Source organism: Mycobacterium sp. E1747 (assembly GCF_001667775.1).
GTDB lineage: Bacteria > Actinomycetota > Actinomycetes > Mycobacteriales > Mycobacteriaceae > Mycobacterium.
In genome coordinates this window covers 119,296-135,747 of the sequence record NZ_LZJI01000197.1, presented here as the reverse complement: position 1 = coordinate 135,747, position 16,452 = coordinate 119,296, and the positions used below count along the sequence as shown (strand labels likewise).

The 16,452-nt window shown below is 66.1% G+C and carries 15 protein-coding genes; 7 read left to right on the top strand and 8 right to left on the bottom strand.

Features of this window, described 5'->3' with window-relative positions:
- Window positions 1-2 precede the first annotated feature (2 nt).
- The 3 genes from A5695_RS20305 to A5695_RS20295 are packed head-to-tail and all read left to right on the top strand — an operon-like array spanning window position 3 to window position 3,626.
- A complete protein-coding gene (locus tag A5695_RS20305; RefSeq protein ID WP_231974911.1) occupies window positions 3-959 on the top strand; it encodes a glycosyltransferase family 4 protein in 957 nt (318 codons plus the stop codon).
- A 16-nt stretch (window positions 960-975) separates the two neighbouring features.
- Window positions 976-1,902, top strand: a complete 927-nt coding sequence (locus A5695_RS20300) for an aldo/keto reductase (RefSeq protein ID WP_068086254.1) — start codon at window positions 976-978, stop codon at window positions 1,900-1,902.
- A complete protein-coding gene (locus A5695_RS20295; RefSeq protein WP_068086220.1) occupies window positions 1,899-3,626 on the top strand; it encodes a GMC oxidoreductase in 1,728 nt (575 codons plus the stop codon). The genes A5695_RS20300 and A5695_RS20295 overlap by 4 nt, the downstream gene beginning before the upstream one ends.
- A gap of 63 nt (window positions 3,627-3,689) precedes the next feature.
- Here the strand turns inward: A5695_RS20295 and A5695_RS20290 are convergent, their stop codons facing one another.
- Window positions 3,690-4,457, bottom strand: coding sequence for a class I SAM-dependent methyltransferase (locus A5695_RS20290; protein ID WP_156749761.1), 768 nt, complete (start codon window positions 4,455-4,457; stop codon window positions 3,690-3,692).
- Window positions 4,458-4,690: 233 nt separating this feature from the next.
- Between A5695_RS20290 and A5695_RS20285 the strand changes: the two genes are divergently transcribed.
- Together A5695_RS20285 and A5695_RS20280 are read left to right on the top strand one after the other, a co-directional pair.
- A complete protein-coding gene (locus A5695_RS20285) occupies window positions 4,691-6,007 on the top strand; it encodes a UDP-glucose/GDP-mannose dehydrogenase family protein (RefSeq protein ID WP_068086213.1) in 1,317 nt (438 codons plus the stop codon).
- A 9-nt stretch (window positions 6,008-6,016) separates the two neighbouring features.
- Window positions 6,017-6,970 (top strand): UDP-glucuronic acid decarboxylase family protein, encoded by a 954-nt coding sequence (locus tag A5695_RS20280; protein ID WP_068086210.1) that lies wholly within the window; start codon window positions 6,017-6,019, stop codon window positions 6,968-6,970.
- Here the strand turns inward: A5695_RS20280 and A5695_RS20275 are convergent.
- The 7 genes from A5695_RS20275 to A5695_RS20245 form a co-directional block, all read right to left on the bottom strand.
- Window positions 6,945-8,162, bottom strand: a complete 1,218-nt coding sequence (locus A5695_RS20275; RefSeq protein ID WP_068086207.1) for a glycosyltransferase family 4 protein — start codon at window positions 8,160-8,162, stop codon at window positions 6,945-6,947. The two genes, A5695_RS20280 and A5695_RS20275, sit on opposite strands and share 26 nt — an antisense overlap.
- Window positions 8,143-9,102 carry an NAD(P)-dependent oxidoreductase gene (locus A5695_RS20270; protein WP_197515563.1) on the bottom strand — a complete coding sequence of 320 codons (960 nt, stop codon included), beginning with the start codon at window positions 9,100-9,102 and terminating at the stop codon, window positions 8,143-8,145. Before A5695_RS20270 ends, A5695_RS20275 begins: the two co-directional genes overlap by 20 nt.
- A gap of 57 nt (window positions 9,103-9,159) precedes the next feature.
- The gene (locus tag A5695_RS20265) at window positions 9,160-10,203 is read right to left on the bottom strand and encodes a glycosyltransferase family 4 protein (RefSeq protein ID WP_082946204.1); all 1,044 of its coding nucleotides are present in this window, start codon (window positions 10,201-10,203) and stop codon (window positions 9,160-9,162) included.
- Window positions 10,204-10,226: 23 nt separating this feature from the next.
- Window positions 10,227-11,687 (bottom strand): oligosaccharide flippase family protein, encoded by a 1,461-nt coding sequence (locus tag A5695_RS20260; RefSeq protein WP_068086201.1) that lies wholly within the window; start codon window positions 11,685-11,687, stop codon window positions 10,227-10,229.
- A 6-nt stretch (window positions 11,688-11,693) separates the two neighbouring features.
- Complete coding sequence (locus tag A5695_RS20255; RefSeq protein ID WP_369830215.1) at window positions 11,694-13,199, bottom strand: sugar transferase; 1,506 nt, start codon at window positions 13,197-13,199, stop codon at window positions 11,694-11,696.
- 65 nt (window positions 13,200-13,264) lie between these two features.
- Window positions 13,265-13,837 carry a dTDP-4-dehydrorhamnose 3,5-epimerase family protein gene (locus tag A5695_RS20250; protein ID WP_068086193.1) on the bottom strand — a complete coding sequence of 191 codons (573 nt, stop codon included), beginning with the start codon at window positions 13,835-13,837 and terminating at the stop codon, window positions 13,265-13,267.
- A 44-nt stretch (window positions 13,838-13,881) separates the two neighbouring features.
- Complete coding sequence (locus A5695_RS20245; RefSeq protein ID WP_068086190.1) at window positions 13,882-15,081, bottom strand: PPE family protein; 1,200 nt, start codon at window positions 15,079-15,081, stop codon at window positions 13,882-13,884.
- A 503-nt stretch (window positions 15,082-15,584) separates the two neighbouring features.
- On the opposite strand from A5695_RS20245, the gene A5695_RS28740 reads away from it, so the two are divergent.
- Both A5695_RS28740 and A5695_RS20240 read left to right on the top strand, forming a co-directional pair.
- Window positions 15,585-15,746, top strand: a complete 162-nt coding sequence (locus A5695_RS28740) for a hypothetical protein (RefSeq protein ID WP_156749760.1) — start codon at window positions 15,585-15,587, stop codon at window positions 15,744-15,746.
- A gap of 14 nt (window positions 15,747-15,760) precedes the next feature.
- Window positions 15,761-16,438 carry a TetR/AcrR family transcriptional regulator gene (locus A5695_RS20240; RefSeq protein WP_068086187.1) on the top strand — a complete coding sequence of 226 codons (678 nt, stop codon included), beginning with the start codon at window positions 15,761-15,763 and terminating at the stop codon, window positions 16,436-16,438.
- Window positions 16,439-16,452: the final 14 nt, after the last annotated feature.

Sequence of the window (16,452 nt, the reverse complement as noted above, 5' to 3'; positions counted from 1 at the left end):
CCGTGATTCGAGTCATCCGCGACCACAATATGGGCGCGGACGACATCCGCGTCCTGTCGACGTGGGAGGGGCGGCGCCACGCCAAGAACTTCGTGCTGACCGCGCGCGCGGCCGCGGTGCTGGCCCGGGTGCCCCGCACGACCATCGTGCACTTCCACATCTCAGACGGCGGGGCGTGGCTGCGTGAAGGGCCGCTGATCCGGCTGGCCAAGGCGCGGGGCTTGCGGATTGTCGCGACGCTGCAGGGCGCCGACGTTGCCAGGGAAGCCCTTCGGCACCGCCGCTTCATCGGTGCAACCCTGCGCCGCGCCGACCACTTGATCGTGTTCTCGGAGGACGCGCGGGCCAGCGTTGCGAAGCTGGCCCCACGCGTGCCGAGCACCATCTCGGTGAACCCGGCGCCGATTGACTGGGACGCGCCCGGGGCCAGCACGACACCGCCCGTGGCGCTCTTTGCCGGGACCATCGGCCAGCGCAAGGGCGTCGACACGCTCGCCGCGGCGTGGCAGTTGCTGCTCGACGAGGGCATCGAAGGCGAGTGCCGGGTGGTCGGCCCCATCGACGACTACACGCCTCCGCAACTGGAGCGGTTCTCGGTGGAACCGGCGGTGCATCCGAACGCAATCCCCGAATTGATCCGGTCCGCGCGGGTGGTGGTGCTGCCGTCGCGCGCCGAGGCGATGCCGCTGATCGTGACCGAGGCACTGGCCGGCGCGCGTCCGGCCGTCGCGACGCCCGTCTCCGGTACGCCGGGCATTGTTCCTGACCCGAAAATGCTTGTCCCCGTTGATGATCCGCCCGCACTGGCGGCGGCGATCGGACGGTACCTTCGTGATCCAGAGCTGGCGGAGCGCGACGGGCTGAAAGGTCAGGCGCACATCGCCGCGACGCGAAGCCCGGAAGTCATCGGAGCGGAGCTACGCCGGATCTACGAGAGCCTCGGCGTTGGAGCGAATTGAGCTCAGCGGCCCGGCGCTGACGGTCAGCGCGGTCGGTTTCGGGTGCGGGGGTTTGCTGCAGGCGCCGTTCCGCAAGGAACGGATGGCCGTGCTGGGCAGCGCGGTCGAGCACGGCATCACGCACTTCGACACCGCGCGGATGTACGGCCTCGGCATGGCGGAGTCCGAGCTGGGGGTGTTCCTGCGCACCGTGAATCGCGACGCGGTGACGGTGGCGACCAAGTTCGGCATCGACGTCGGCGGGGCGGCCCGGCGCCTCGGCCGCTGCCAGGCGCCCGCGCGGGCGGTGCTGCGCAAAGCCCCGGCGCTGCGACGCGCGGTCAAGCGGCAACAGGACCCGGACCTGACCCCCCGGCGCTACGACGCGGCGGTCGCGACCCGCAGCCTGGACCAGAGCCTGACGGCGCTGGGCGTCGACTACGTCGACATCTTGTTCGTCCACGGCCCAAGGCCTTTCGACACCGTCGCCAGCGATGAACTCGGCGAGTTCTTCGAACGGGCCCACCGGCAGGGCAAGATTCGCGCCTGGGGCGTGTCCCAGGACGAAGGCCTCGAGGTGGATTTTGCTGGTGCATTCGCACCGCGAAGCGTCAGCCAGGTCCGCGGTGACCTGCTCGCTCCTCCGCCACGCCCCGCCGACTTGGCGTTTGGCGTCTTCAACCGGTCGTACGCCACGCTCTACGCCGCGTTGCGGTCCGACACCCGGCTGGCCCGACGTTGGTGCGAGACGTTGCAGGCCGACCCGCTGGCTCCCGGTGTGCTGCCGAGGCTGATCCTCGCGTCGTCGGCCGCGGCCACGCGTTGTCGCGCGATTCTCTACAGCAGCACCGACCCGCGGCGGGTTGCCGACGCGGCGAAAGCTGTCTCCTCGCCCCCGGACGTGGGGGTTCTGACGCGTTTTCTCGCTCTCGCCCAGCAGCTTCGACGGGACCCCGCCGCGTGATTCGGGGTCCGGCCCAGTTCGCCCCCGACATGACGATCCGCACCGATGTCGTGGTGGTCGGGGCCGGCCCGATCGGCATCGTGACCGCGCTCGAGCTCGCGACTGCGGGCGTCGAGGTGGCGTTGATCGAAAGTGGTTTGGAGCGTCCCGACCGCGGGGCACAGGAGCTGGCGACGTTCGATTCGCGCCAGGACGACTACTTTCATTCACGCAGTGAGGTCACCGTTCGCCGGCAGGTGGGCGGAACCTCGGCGCTGTGGGGCGGACGGTGTGTCAAGTTCGACGCCATCGACTTCGAAGATCGGCCCATCACCGCGCAGTCGCCCTGGCCGATCGGATTCGACGATGTCGAGCCCTACCTGCAGCGGGCCTGCGACTGGGCGGGATGTGGCCAGGCGGTATTCAATGCGCGGGACATCCCGGAGTTGGCGCAGCGGGATTTGGTCGTGGGGCTGCCCGATGAACAGGTGCGCACCACCGATCTCGAACGCTGGTCGTTGCCAACGCGTTTCGGGCGCGAATACCACGCCGAGTTGCGCAACACCCCCGGCCTGACGCTGTGGACGGGCCTGACGTGCACCGAGGTGGTGACCACGCAAGCCGGCGACGTCGTCGACCACCTCGTCGTCAAGACGCTTGATGGCCGGGAGGGCAGAGTCGTTGCGGCGGACTACATAATTGCCACCGGCGGCCTCGAGGCCACCCGCCTGCTGCTCGCCTCGGATCGTCATCATCCGCCCGGGCTGGGCAACGCGGGCGGCCACCTCGGGCGCTGGTACATGTCTCACGTCGAGGCCCGGGTCGCGCGCGCGTGCTTCACCAATGACGACGTCATCTACGAACACGAGCGGGACCGCGAGGGCGTCTACATCCGCCGCCGTTTCACGTTCACCCCCCAGCTGCAACGCCAACTGGCAATGCCGAATGCCGCTGTCTGGATGGTGAATCCGCCGATCAGCGATCCGGCCCACGGCAGCGGGATCTTGTCGGGTGTCTACCTGACGCTGATCTCCCCGCTGGGGCGTTTCCTGCTCGCCGCGGCCATCCGCGAGGCCCACACCAAGACCGCGGGCCCGCCGCGCGTCGCCGCGCATCTGCGCAACATCATCCGAGACCTGTTCGGTTCCATCCGGTTCGCGGTCCGGTTCTCCTACGCGCGGCTTTTGCGTCGGGGCCGCAAGGCGCCGGGCTTCTTCGTCAAGGGGTCGGGAAATCGGTACCTGCTGCACTACCACGGTGAGCATCTTCCGCACTGGGACAGCCGCATCGAGCTGACCGACGAACGCGACGCCCTCGGCATGCGCAGGATACGCACCCACATGTATTTCTCCGACGCCGACTACGAGAGTGTCCGCAAGGCAATCGACCTCATCGACGAGCACCTGCGTCGGCACGGCGTCGGACAGGTGGAGTGGCTCGTCGACGACGTGGAGGGCTCGGTGCACGACTTTATGCGGGGCTACGCCGGCTTTCATCAGGCCGGCACAACTCGGATGTCCGCCACCGCCGACGGCGGCGTGGTGAATCCGGATCTTCAGGTGCACGGGGTGCGCGGGCTGTACGTCGCCAGCACCTCGGTCCTGCCGACGTCGAGCCAGGCCAACCCGACGCTGCTCGGGATAGCGCTGGGTGTGCGGCTTGCGGAGCGGCTCATCGTTGCTCGACTGGCGCGGCCCGGGATCGCCGACAGCCGGGGCAGGTGGCTTCGCGCTACCGACGGTTGACCGTTCACGTACTGAATTTGGTTATCGCCCAACTCATTTTCTCGCTGGCGTTCCGGGGCCGAGTCACTTGACGACCTCGAACAGCCAGTGATGCCCGTGCGCCGTGGCCAGCGGGCGGAACTCCCGTGGCGAGCGGGCCATGAGCTCCTTGAATGCCCGCATCTCATGATCGCGGTCGGGGAATTCGTCAAAGTAGATCAGCGTACCGGGCTCGAGAAACGGCTCCGCCCAACTCAGCACCGTGGCAGCACTGGAGTACACGTCGCAGTCGACGTTGATAATCAACTGATCGTGTTCGGGGACATCGAAATCGGGGAGGCTGTCGTCGAACCAGCCGACCACGAACGAGACGCGGGCATCATCGATCTTCGGCGGCTCACCGCCGACGTCGAAGTGGCCGGCTCCCAGGCCGGGCCGCCAGTCCTGCGGCAGGCCTTCGAAGCTGTCGAAACCGATCAGCCTCGCTTCGGTATGCGGGAGGTGCTGCGACCACCACCGCATCGAGCGGCCCTCGAACACACCGAATTCGAGGTACAGGGGCTTTTGCCCGCGGACCTTGGCCAGCGCGCGGTCGAACAACGCAAAATGATCGGCGACGACATCTACCGTCGGATTCGAAAGATCGTGCGCCAGCCAATGGCCGAGCTCGAGGTAACTGAGCACGGAACGCAGATTCGCCAGCCGGTTGGACGTCACTCGACGGCCGGCCTTCATCAGCGATAGGCGGAGTTTGGTTTTTGCCGCGCCGGCGATGCGATCACCCAGGTTTCTCAGGAGCCCTCGAGTTGGCGCGGGCGGCATTCGATCGCTCTCGTCACCCGCGTTAGCCACGCACAACACCCTATCGGACCCGGGTGTCGCCAAAAACCCATCTGGACAAAGATTCCCGCTGGTCCGAGCCGATGGCCCAGCCGTGGTTTGGCTGCGAATTCCGGGTGATGTCGAATTTAACAGAATCGGGGAAAATAAAACGACGGGAACGTTGACGAAGCTGGATGAAAAGTGTGCGTGGACCGCCCGCTTACGAGACTATTGGGCGATCGTCGGAAAGCGAAAGGGTCGTCTTGAGGATTTCGATCATCGGCTGCGGGTACGTCGGGCTTGTCACGGGCGCTTGCCTGGCGGACAGCGGCAACGATGTCATCTGCGCGGACATCGACCAAGCGAAGGTGGACGAGCTCCTGGCCGGCGGGGTGCCGATTTATGAGCCGGGCCTGGCCGAGTTGATCGCCCGCAACCGGGAGAACGGCTCCATCGATTTCACGACCGATCGGCGGCGGGCGATCGAACACGCCGACGTCATCTTCATTGCGGTCGCGACGCCAATGAGCGAGAACGGCGAGGCCGACGTGTCGCACGTCCATGCGGCCGCCGACGACATCGGGACGTATCTGGATCGCTACAAGGTGATCGTGGACAAGTCGACCGTTCCCGTTGGCACCGCCGACGAGGTACGCGCGATCATCGGCCGCAAGGCCAAACACGAGTTCGACGTCGTATCGAATCCCGAGTTCCTCAAGGAGGGTTCGGCGGTCACCGACTTCATGAAGCCCGACCGCGTGGTCATCGGCAGTGACTCCAAGCGAGCCGTGGACATCATGCGCGAGGTCTACGAGCCGTACTTACGTACCTTCCACCCACTGATCGTCATGGACATCAAGAGCGCCGAGATTGCCAAGTATGCGGCGAATTGTTTTCTCGCCACCAAGATTTCGTTTATCAACGAGATCTCGAACTTTTGTGAGACGGCCGGGGCGGACATCGCGGCCGTGCGTGAGGCCCTCGGGGCGGACCGCCGCATCGGGTATGAATTCCTCTTCCCCGGGGTCGGATACGGCGGCTCATGTCTGCCCAAGGACGTCCAGGCATTGATCCACACCGCTGCGGGCATGGGGTCACAGATGCGCTTGCTGCGGGCGGTCGACGAGGTCAACACGGAGCAAAAGGCCACTCTGGTCGCCAAAATCGTCACGCATTTCGGTCACGGTCGGCCCGCGCCCGATCTGACCGGCGTGCGGATTGGGCTCTGGGGCCTGAGCTTCAAGCCTCAGACCGACGACATTCGCGAGGCGCCTTCCCTGGTCGTCGCGCGCAAGTTGATCGAGATGGGGGCGACCGTGCGGGCTTTCGATCCCGCGGCGACCGGGCGCGCCAAAGAGGTGTTGGGCAATTCGATCGAGTACGCCGGAAACATGTACGAGGCCATCGAGGGTGCCGACGCTCTCGTCCTCATTACCGAGTGGAAGCAGTTCCAGCGGCCGTCTTGGCAGCGCGTCAGGTCGGTCATGCGGGGCCATGTGGTCTTCGACGGTCGAAACATCTATGACCCCAAACGTTTGCGGGCCGAGGGTTTCGACTACTACGGCATGGGCCGCCACTAGGCTGGGTGGATGAGAGCCCTCGTCACCGGCGCCGCCGGATTTCTCGGATCCCACCTCTGCGATCGCCTTCGCCGCGACGGCATCGAGGTGCTCGGCCTGGACAACTTCTATACCGGCAGGCGCCAAAACCTCGCCGACCTCGAGGGCGACCCGGGGTTCGACTTCGTTGAGCACGATGTCACGCGGCCGCTGCACGCGGCTGCGGTGGCGGGACCGCTCGACCTCGTCTTCAACATGGCCTGCCCCGGTTCGCCGTTCGCCTTCCAGCGCGACCCCGTGTTCACCCTCGACACCAACTACCTCGGTACGAGGAACGTCCTCGAGCTGGCGCTCGCCAAAGAGGCGATCATGCTGCAGGCCTCCACCAGCGAGATCTATGGCGATCCCACCCTCCATCCGCAAACCGAAAGCTACTGGGGCAACGTCAACTGCTTCGGCCCGCGCGCGTGCTATGACGAGGGTAAGCGGGTTGCCGAAACACTCATGCTCGAATACGCGCGCCGCTTCGACGCTCGGATCAAGGTCGTCCGCATCTTCAACACCTATGGCCCCAGGATGGATCCCGAAGACGGGCGGATCGTCTCACAGTTCATCGTGCAGGCACTACGGGGCGAACCGATCACCATCTTCGGTGACGGCAGCCAAACCCGAAGCTTCTGCTACGTCGATGATTTGATCGACGGGCTGGTCAAGATGGCGACCAGCGAATCGTCATTCACCGGACCGGTCAACCTCGGTAGCCAGGACGAGCTGACCGTCCTCGAGGTCGCCCGCATCATCAAGGAGATGACCGGATCGTCCTCTCCGATCGTTTTTAAGGCCCTGCCCGAGGACGACCCGAAGAAGCGCAAGCCGGACATCGCCCTCGCCGAGTCGAGGCTCGACTGGCGTCCGGTGGTCCCATTCGGCCAAGGCGTCAAGCTCACGATCGAGTACTTCAGATCTGCCGATCTCGGGCAATGACTTCCCGATAGACGCGAACAGTCTGCTCTGCAACCGATTTCGGGTCGAAACGCTTCTGTGCCTCGACGCGTACCCGGTGTTCGATTCGGGTTCTGAAGGCGTCGTCGTCGAGCATCCGGCGGATGTGTTCGGCGCAGGCCGCGACATCGCCATGCGGAAACAGGAGCGCGGTGCGGCCGTCCTCGACCATGTCCGGAATGCCGCCGACGCGGGAGGCTATTACTGGCAGCCCACACGCCATGGCCTGGGCGACGGCTTGCGGAGTGGTCTCTTCGCGCGAGCCCATCAGTAGGACCTGGGCGCGCGCGTATTCATCGAGCAGTTCTTCGTGGCTGATGGGCCCGAGGAGCCTTACCCGTTCCTGTAGGCCGCATTCCGCTATCGCCTCCCGGACTTCGCGTTCGCTGCTCTGGTCCGCAATGGGGCCGGCGACCCTGAGTTGCAGGGCCGCCCGCCACGGCCGGTCCACAACGGCGCGGTGGTCGTTGGCGACCTCGCCGACCGCGCGCACGAGATGGTCCACGCTCTTGCGCGGCACCAGTGTCCCGACAAACAACAACCGGCCGGGCTGCGGTGCGCGTTGTATGCGGAAGAAGTCGTCTTGGATCGGGTTCTCGATGAAGCGGCAGCGTGCCGTCAGCATCGGTCCGTAAACCTGCGCCAGGTACGGCGAGATGATGATCATGTCGCGGGCGCGGCGAAACACTTCCCGTTCCATATTGGCGACAGCTCGTTTCTTGAGGGCGCCGAACGCGTCCCATCGGTTTCTTTGCAACAACCGGCCCTCGATGAAGAGCACGCCGTGCGGGGTGATGACCGTCGGCGCCCCGCTCGCCAACGCGCCAAGCGCGTGGCGATCCTGGCCCTGCCCATGCACGACGTCGGGATTGATCGAACGAATCACTGCCGCCAGGCGCGGCACATCGTTGACGCGCAGTGTGACCAATCGTGGGAGGTTCAGGCGCTTGACGTAGTGAACGTGCAGCGCGCCGGCCCGGCGATAGGTTGTGGTCACGCCGTTCATCGCGCTGACGACGTGGCACTCGACGTCGGAACGGGATGCCAGCGCGTGCGCCAACGTGTACGTCACCGACTGCACCCCGTTCTGCACGGCCGCGCCTTCATCCGTGGGGTAGTCACCCACCAGGGCGACGCGCAGGGGGTGGGTGGAATCAGGGCGCACCGCGGCCACTCTCCAGCGTGAGATCCGGGTACTCGGCGAAGATCTTTAGCGCCGTGGCTTGGCTGAACGGCTCCGCCGCCCGGCCGATGGTGCGGCGCAACCGTTGCGTATCCGGGCACAGGAAGGGCCGGTCGTTGGGGCGCTGACGCTCGGGCACCGAGGTGAAGTCAACGGGAAACGGCAGGGCCGAGGCGATGATGCTCAACGCCTCCCGAACCTCGATCGCCTTGCCGGATCCGATGTTGAGGATCTCCAATCCTTCTACGCGCGAGACGGTGTCGAGGATGACGGCACCCATCGAGTCGACGTCCACGTAGTCGCGCAGTGGCCAGAGGTTACCGACTTCCACCTCCCGCTTGCCCTCCTGCGCGATCTGGCGAGTGACCTCGGCGAGCAGGTGCGGATTGGTTTCGCGCGGTCCGGCGGCGTTGAACAGCCGACCGATCACCAGCGTCCGGAAGCATCCGATGGACTCGAAATAGCGCATGCACAACTGCTCGGCCAGATATTTGGTGTGGCCGTAGACATACACCGGCCCGGTCGGATCAACTTCCCGGTGGGGCACGAAGTTCGGATGGTAGACGTCGCCGGTCGACGCGAAGAAGAGGGCTTGGACCCCGTGCCGGCGTGAGGACTCCAGGACGTTCAGCGTGCCATGCACGTTCAGGGTGTACGCCTCGTAGACGTGCTCCTCGCACCAGGGGACGAAATGTTGCGCAGCAAGATGGATGACGTTCTGCGGCTTGATGTCACGGAATACTTCGTCACAGGCATCGGCGTCGAGGATGTCGCGGACGACCAGCGTCGGCTTGCGGGGTGCCTCCTGCCAGCGGTCTTTTCCGAGTGAAAGGTCGTCCATGACGAAGACGTCCGCGCCCCGCTCCAGCAATGAGTTGACGACCGACGACCCGATGAAGCCGCAACCGCCGGTGACCAGATACGTACTCACGTTGCTATCCCTCTCGCGTCCGTGCATTCGGATACGCGTGGTGTGCTCGGTATCCAGTCAACGTCGGCCGCCCATCACCTCGTCGATGACTTGCAAAAAGCGATCAGCGACAAGGTCGACGGCGCAATGGAGCTCGTAGTGACGCGCTGCGGTGGCTCCGTGCCGTGCCGCCGTGGCCGGGTCGGCCAGGAGGTCGAACGCGGCGGCCAGTCCGGCAACGTCGTCAACGCCGATCGGGGGGCAGTCCGCGGGCTGATACTCGGGCGGCCCGCCCTCGGTGGAAACGATCGGCATGACGCCCAACTGCATTGAGAGGACCTGTACTCCGCTTTGAGTGGCGCGCCGGTAGTGCGCGATCGAGCCCTTCGCGGCGGCCAGCGTCGTGACGACATCGGTGTAGCGGTAGCCGCCGCGACGCCACTGGGTGTGGGCGGGCAGCTTATCGGCGTCCAGCGCCCCGTCGCCGATCAGTATGAGGTCGTCACCGCGCCAGCCGCCGCCTTCGACGTGGCACCGCCATGCGCGCAACACCACGTCCACATTCTTATAGGGGTTGAGCCGGCCGAACATGACAAAGTCGTGGCGCCCTTCGGCATCCACGAACGGAGGAACGCGATCGAGATCGAGGTCGCTGGCAAGCGGCACAACGTGCACCGGCGTGCCCATCACGTCGCGCCGTGTCGCGACCGCCCGCGCGACGTAGTCGCAATAGGTGATGGTGGCCGCCGAGCGGGCACCCCAGCGATCGAGCACCGCGAGTTCGTAGGCCGGCAACGCTTCCACGGGGTCATGGGGGCGATCGTCGTGGATCACCTGGATGCGCGGCGTCCGGCCGGCCAGCGCGATCCAGCGCGGATCACGGACCTGTTCGGCGATCACGACGTCCGGAGAGAACTTACGGACCAGCCGCCAGGCCTTGAGCGTCGGGGGCCAGGTCTTGGCCGAGAGCAATCGCGGCTCGAGCACCACCTCGTAGTCTCGGGCGGCGTCCGACTCCGGGTGCCGGTCCGAGGTCACGAGCAGCACGTCGGCCCCGTGGCGGATCAGCGCTTCGGACTGCACGCGCACCGCCGGTCGTGTCCATGGCGAAAGCCAAAGCACCCGTGGGGACTTCACGCGACCGGTCACGCCAGCTGCTTGCTGCGCAGCGATGCCAATGACGACCATTTGAGCGGGCCGACCGCGGCGCTGGTGGCCAAGTACACCGCGGCGGCGGCCAGCAGGGTCAGCACGACATGCTGACCCGAAAGCGCCAGTGTCACCGCGACACTGGCGGCCGTCGGGATCAGCACCCGCAGCAAGAACGTCACCGGCGTACGGTAACCGCACCGGCGGTGTAGCCACCAGCTGCTGAACAGCATGTTGAAGAATTCCGTACACACCAGCGCGATGCCGGGCCCGACGGCGCCCAGCCGGCCGTCGAGAACCAGGTTCAGCGTGACGTTGACGACCAGGGTGGCGACCGTCAACCACAGCAGAACCTTCTGGTGGTGGCTGGCGACCAGACCCTGGCCGAGGGTGCCGCCGACGAACCGCAGCGCCGCCGCGATGAACAGCAGCGCCAGCGTCGGCGTTCCCCGTGCGACGAACGCCTTGTCGCCGAAGAGCGCGATCAGCGGTCCGGCCAGCAGCGCTCCGACCACCGCGACGGGGACCGCGGCAAAGTACATGAGCTCGACGCTGCGGCGCAGGAAGGCGGCAAACGCAGCCACGTCACGCGCATACAGTTCGGTGCCCGTCGATAGCGTCGCCTTGAGGAACACCAGCGACACCACGATGGTGTTGAACGCGATCGTCAACGCCAGCCCGTAGACCCCAACCTCGGAGTGGGTGTTGAGCAAGGACAGGATCACACCGTCGGCGCGGGTGTAAAGGATTCCGACGACCAGGAATCCGATCAGAGGCAGAGTTTCTCGCAACAGATCGGCGGCCTCCCGCAGCGCGAACACGGGGCGCACCGAGATGTGCCGCATCGCCGCGGCGCCCTGGATCACCAGCTGCACGGCGGGCGGAATGAGCTGTGCCACCGCGAACCAGATGACATTCGTGCGAGCGGAGACCAGGACCGCGACCATGGCCAGCGTGGCCGTGCGTGCGGTGACGTCGGAGATGGCCACCGCGGAGAACCGGACGGTGGCCAGAAACACCGGCTCGAAGCGGGTCGTCATGGTCTGCAGCAGCAGGCCCCCGGACAGCACCACAAGCATGACCCGCACGTCGTAGTCGTGATAGACGAGCAGCCCCGAGCCGGCCGCCAGCGCCGCGAGCGGGACGCAGTAGATCAGGGCCAGTCCGCTGTTGACGCGCACCAGTCGTTCGAGGTCACCGCGGCCGGCGGTGACGCGGCGGACGATCACGGTGGCGACCCCCAGATCGGCGAAGCTGTTCCACATCCCCACGAACGCGACCGCGATGGAGAGCTGGCCGTAACGCCCCGGACCCAGGTAGCGCGCGGTCATCGCCACGGAGGCGACCGAAGCCAGCATTCCCAGTGCGCGACAGACCAGTTGGATCGAGAAGGCGTGAGCCATCCGGGAGAGCGGCACCGACGGGACGACCGCCTCGGGCGTCGTCGGCTCAGTCATGACTCCCTAGTATGCGCCGTGACTGGTGAGAACGGCCTTAACCGTCTTGGCGATGATCATGAGATCGCCCGACATCGACCAGTTGTCGACGTAGGACAGGTCCAACCGCACCGACTCCTCCCACGAGAGGTCCGAACGGCCGCTGACCTGCCACAGCCCGCTGACCCCCGGTTTCACCAGTAGTCGCCGTTTGACGTCACCGTCGTAGTTTTCGACCTCCCGGCGCAGCGGGGGGCGTGGGCCGACGACGCTCATGTCACCGGTGAGCACGTTGATGAACTGGGGCAGCTCGTCGATGCTGAACCTGCGCAGGATCCTGCCGACGGGAGTGACCCGTGGGTCCTCGCGCATCTTGAAGAGCATGCCGCCGGCGCTCTCGTTGAGCGCCAACAGGTGCTCGATTTGGGTGTCGGCGCCGTCCACCATGGTCCGGAACTTCAGCATTCTGAAAGGCTTGCCGTCGATGCCGATTCGTTCGGAGGGGTAGAAGACCGGGCCCTTGCTGGTGAGCTTGACGGCGACGGCCGCCGCGAGCAGGATGGGCGCCGTCGCAACCAGCGCCGCCAGCGAGAACAGGAAGTCGAACACCTGCTTCTGAAAGCGTTGTGTGCCTTCGTATTGCGGTTTCTCGACATGCAGCAGCGGCATCCCGGCGGTGGGGCGCAGGGTCAGGCGGGCTTCCGCGACGTCCATCACGCCCGGCGAGACCACGACGTCGACGTCCATCGTCTCCAACTGCCACATCAACTCTCGGATCCCGTGCATCCCGAAGTGGTCCGTCTGCGTGACCGCCACCGTATCCGCGCCACAAGTTTGGATGGCGGCCACCGCGTGCGAGACGTCACCAAGGATCGGCACTGCGCGGCCGCCGAGGGTGATGGTGTTGCCACGCGGTGTCCCGTAGCCCGGAATGCAAACGCCCACCACGAGGTATCCGTCCAGCGGGTTGCGGGAGAGTTCGTGGGCCAGGTGGGACACCGCCTTCCGGTCCCCGATCGCCAGCACCGTCGTCTGGCACTGGCCGTTCGCGCGCAGCTGCCGGATGTGCTTGCGCCACAGGCTGCGGCTTCCCAGCAGGCCCATGGTCCCCACGGGGAGCGCGATCGCCAGATATCCGCGGGCCAAATCCACCTTGGCCAGCAAGGTCACCATCGCGATGATTCCGAACGTCCAGAACGACGCACTGCCGATCCGGCGGTACTCGTCGATGCCCGCACCGATGACTCGCGGTGAGCGCGTTTGGAACACCGCCAGCGATGACAGCCACAGCGTCGCAAACAACAACGACAGCATCGTCATCGCGGCGTCCGAGTAACCCGAGGTGTTGGCGATTTCGCCGAATCGGACGTATTGCGCCAGTAGCACTGACGCGCACACGATCACCGTGTCGCTGATGCGTAGGTGGTGCGAATACTGGTGCTGCCACCGCCGGACGGCGTTGCCAGTGGGCGAGGGCGCCGCGGCCGCGGGGGCGGACAGGGCGCCGGTGCGGCGGCTGGGCGAGGACGTCATGGCCGCCGGTCTCCGTTTGATCGGACCGGGTTCGGCGTGCACGACGTCCACCAATTCCTGGGTCATCAACGGGTTAGACATGACGCTGCACTCTCGATCGAAGCGAAGGTCGGCGTTCGCGATGGCCAACTCGCATCCTGCTCGGAGATGACGGTGACCGGCAGCGGCCACGCGATCCCGAATTCTGGGTCGTTCCAGTGGAATCCCTGGGCGTCGGACGGTGCGGGTTCCCCGCTGACCTGATAGCTCACTTCCGTGTTGTCGACCAGCGTTTGGAAGCCGTGGGCGACAAACGGCGGCAGGAACAGCGCCCGGTAGTTCTCCGCGCTCAATTCGACCATGACGTGGTCGCCGTAGGTTTGCGACCCGCGGCGGATGTCGACCGCGACGGCGGCTATCGCGCCGCGGGTGCAGCGGACCACCTGGGTCTGAGCGTGCGGCGGCACCCGGTGGTGCAGACCCCGCACGGTGCCGCGGGTGTAATTGAAGTAGATGTTCGTTTGGGTGACGTCGAAACTCAGCCCGCGACTGGCGAATTCGTCGGCACAAAAGGAACGGGAAGAGAAGCCGCGATGGTCGCGTTGCGGCTCGAGGTCAATGATCGTCACGCCGGCGATTTGGGTGGGCGTGTATTTCATTCACCGCTCCTTGGGTAACGGGTCGTCCTCGGTCGAGTCATGGCCTACCCGTATCCACCGGACGGCGGCCGCGTCATCACGGTCGGGATGACGCCGTACCGGGGGCCGAGGTTCTTGCCGGACGCCGCGGCCAGTCGCGGCAGCGAGCCCATGATGCTGGGTGGCGTGTTGGCGCCCGCGAGACTGATGGTCGGCAGCGCGGAGGCGGCACTGTGCGCCGCCGGTATCACGCTGGTCCAGCTCGCCGGCACCGCCAGCGGGCCGAGCGAAGCCGCGCTGCCGAGGCTGCCGACGACACCTGATCCGAGCGATCCGAGGGATCCGAGCGCGCCCGCGCCGGTGCTCGCCGCGCTCGCCGCCCCCGCGGCAGCGGTGCCCGCGGCCTGCATCGCCCCGTTCGCCAAACCCTGGGCGGTCTGGGCCATTCCGAGGATGGAGGACATCCCGTAGAGCGGGGTGGCGCCCGCCATGAAGTAGGTGGGCAGTGAGCTGGGCAGGCTGGACGCGAGGCTATCCATCAGCGATGAGGTGGCCGTGCTGGTGGAACTACCCGCGGTGCTGGTCGCCCCGGTCACGGTGGAGGTGGTGGCGGTCATCGGCGACGAGAGCGAATGCAGCGCGCTGGGCACCGACGAGACCACGTTGGCCGCGTTCTGCGTTTCCGCGAGCCCGCTGGCCTGGGTGACAGCTGCGGTCTGGTTAGCCAGCCCCGCCGGGTTGACGACGTCCGGCGGCGGGTTGAACGGCGTCACGTCGCAAGCGGCCGCCGAACCCGCGGCGTACTGGTACATCGCCGCGGCGTCCTGCGCCCACATCTCGCCGTATTCGGCCTCGGTGGCTGCGATCGCCGCCGAATTCTGGCCGAAGAAGTTGGTGGCGACCAGCGTCGCGAGCTGAACCCGGTTGGCGGCAACGGCCGGCGGGGGAACAGTCATCGCGAACGCAGCCTCGTAGATCTCGACGGCGAGCCTGGCCTGACCGGCCGTCTCCGCCGCCCGCGCGGCCGCGCCGGCGGTCCACGCCATGAAGGGCGCGAAGGCCGAGGCCATGGTCAACGACGAGGGACCCAACCACCGTCCGGTCGTCAATCCGGCGATCACCGACCGGTAACAGCTTGAGGCGGAATGCAATTCAGCCGCGAGCCCGTCCCAGGCCACCGAGGCCGCCACCAGGGACACCGGACCGGGACCGGCATACATCCGCGCGGAATTGAACTCCGGCGGGAACGCCCCGAAATCGATCACGTCAGACCCCGGTCCCAAGGACGGTCGGGGTCGCCGGGCGGAAACTGCCGATCGCCGGGCAATACCCGGACTGCGCGACTGTGGCCTCAAACATACTAGAAGTATTAATTAGGGACATTCCATAACCAAAGGGTATTTCGCGTGCATCCGCGAAGGTCCTTAGTCCCCTTCCGGGCCCTCTGCCTGCTGACGCTGCCAGGGCGCGTGGCCTCGTGGTCACGACCGGCATGTGTGTCTCCTCGCGTCCTGCAGGTGGCCCGAAATCGGGAGTTTTTGCCGCTCAGCTGGGTGAACTGGGGGTTTGAGCCGCTGCGCCATACAAACTGACAATGTGATAATAGCGTACGAAACATACCAATAGTCTGTAAAGAGGGGTGTGACCCGCACTACAGGTATTTACGCATGCGTCAACCCGGACCTCTGCGGCTGCTAACCTCAGACGTGGCCCATCTACTGCGCGGGGGTGGCCGGTCCGTGTCGCTCAAGACCGTCCAAGAACCGAGGTGTATGCCCTGCTCATCAAGCTGACGGCGAACGCCCAGGTCCGGGTCGCAACCACCGACCAGATCGGTCGCGTCATCCACGCCAACGTCGCGGAGCCCGTCGTTCCCGCCGAATCCACGCCGCTGCGCCAGGGTCACACCCGGCGGGCCGACGAGAGCTGAGCTGGCAGGTTCCCATGACTACCCACTCGACCGATGGACGCGCCGACGCGACGCGGCAGCAGATTCTGCGCGCCGCCTCGCACCAGTTCGCGCGCAGGCCGTACCACGACGTCGGTCTCGACGACATCCTGACCGAGGCGCAGCTGACCAAGGGTGCGATGTACTTCCACTTCAAGTCCAAACACGCCTTGGCGGTCGAGCTGATCGACAAGCAGATCGCCGCGGCAGGCGCCGCGGTCGGGGACCTCTTGACCCGGGGGCTTTCGGGCCTGGAAACCCTCATCGACTTCTCGTATCTGATCGCCGTACAAGACATCAAGACCGATCTGGTCAGGGCCGGCCTGAATCTGATCGAGTCGGTCGGGCAGTCGGGGGGGCTGCAGGACACGTTGGTGAGCCGCTGGGTGGAAGCCCTGTCGGGGGTCGTCCAGCAGGCCATCGCCGAGGGTGACATCGGCGAGCGCTGCGATCCCGACGCCGTCGGACGGCTGATGGTGTCCCTGCATATGGGGCTGCGCAAGACCAGCAATCTGGACGATCCGCAACGATTCCTCACCGACCTGGAAAAATGCTGGATGTTGATCTTGGGCGGCATCTTGCAACCGGACCGGGCCGACTACTTCAGCCAATTCCTAAGGCGGCGAGCGGCGCTCGCGGTCAACGCCAGTTCGAGCGACCAAGGTTCGCCTTAGCGACGACCAGGTTG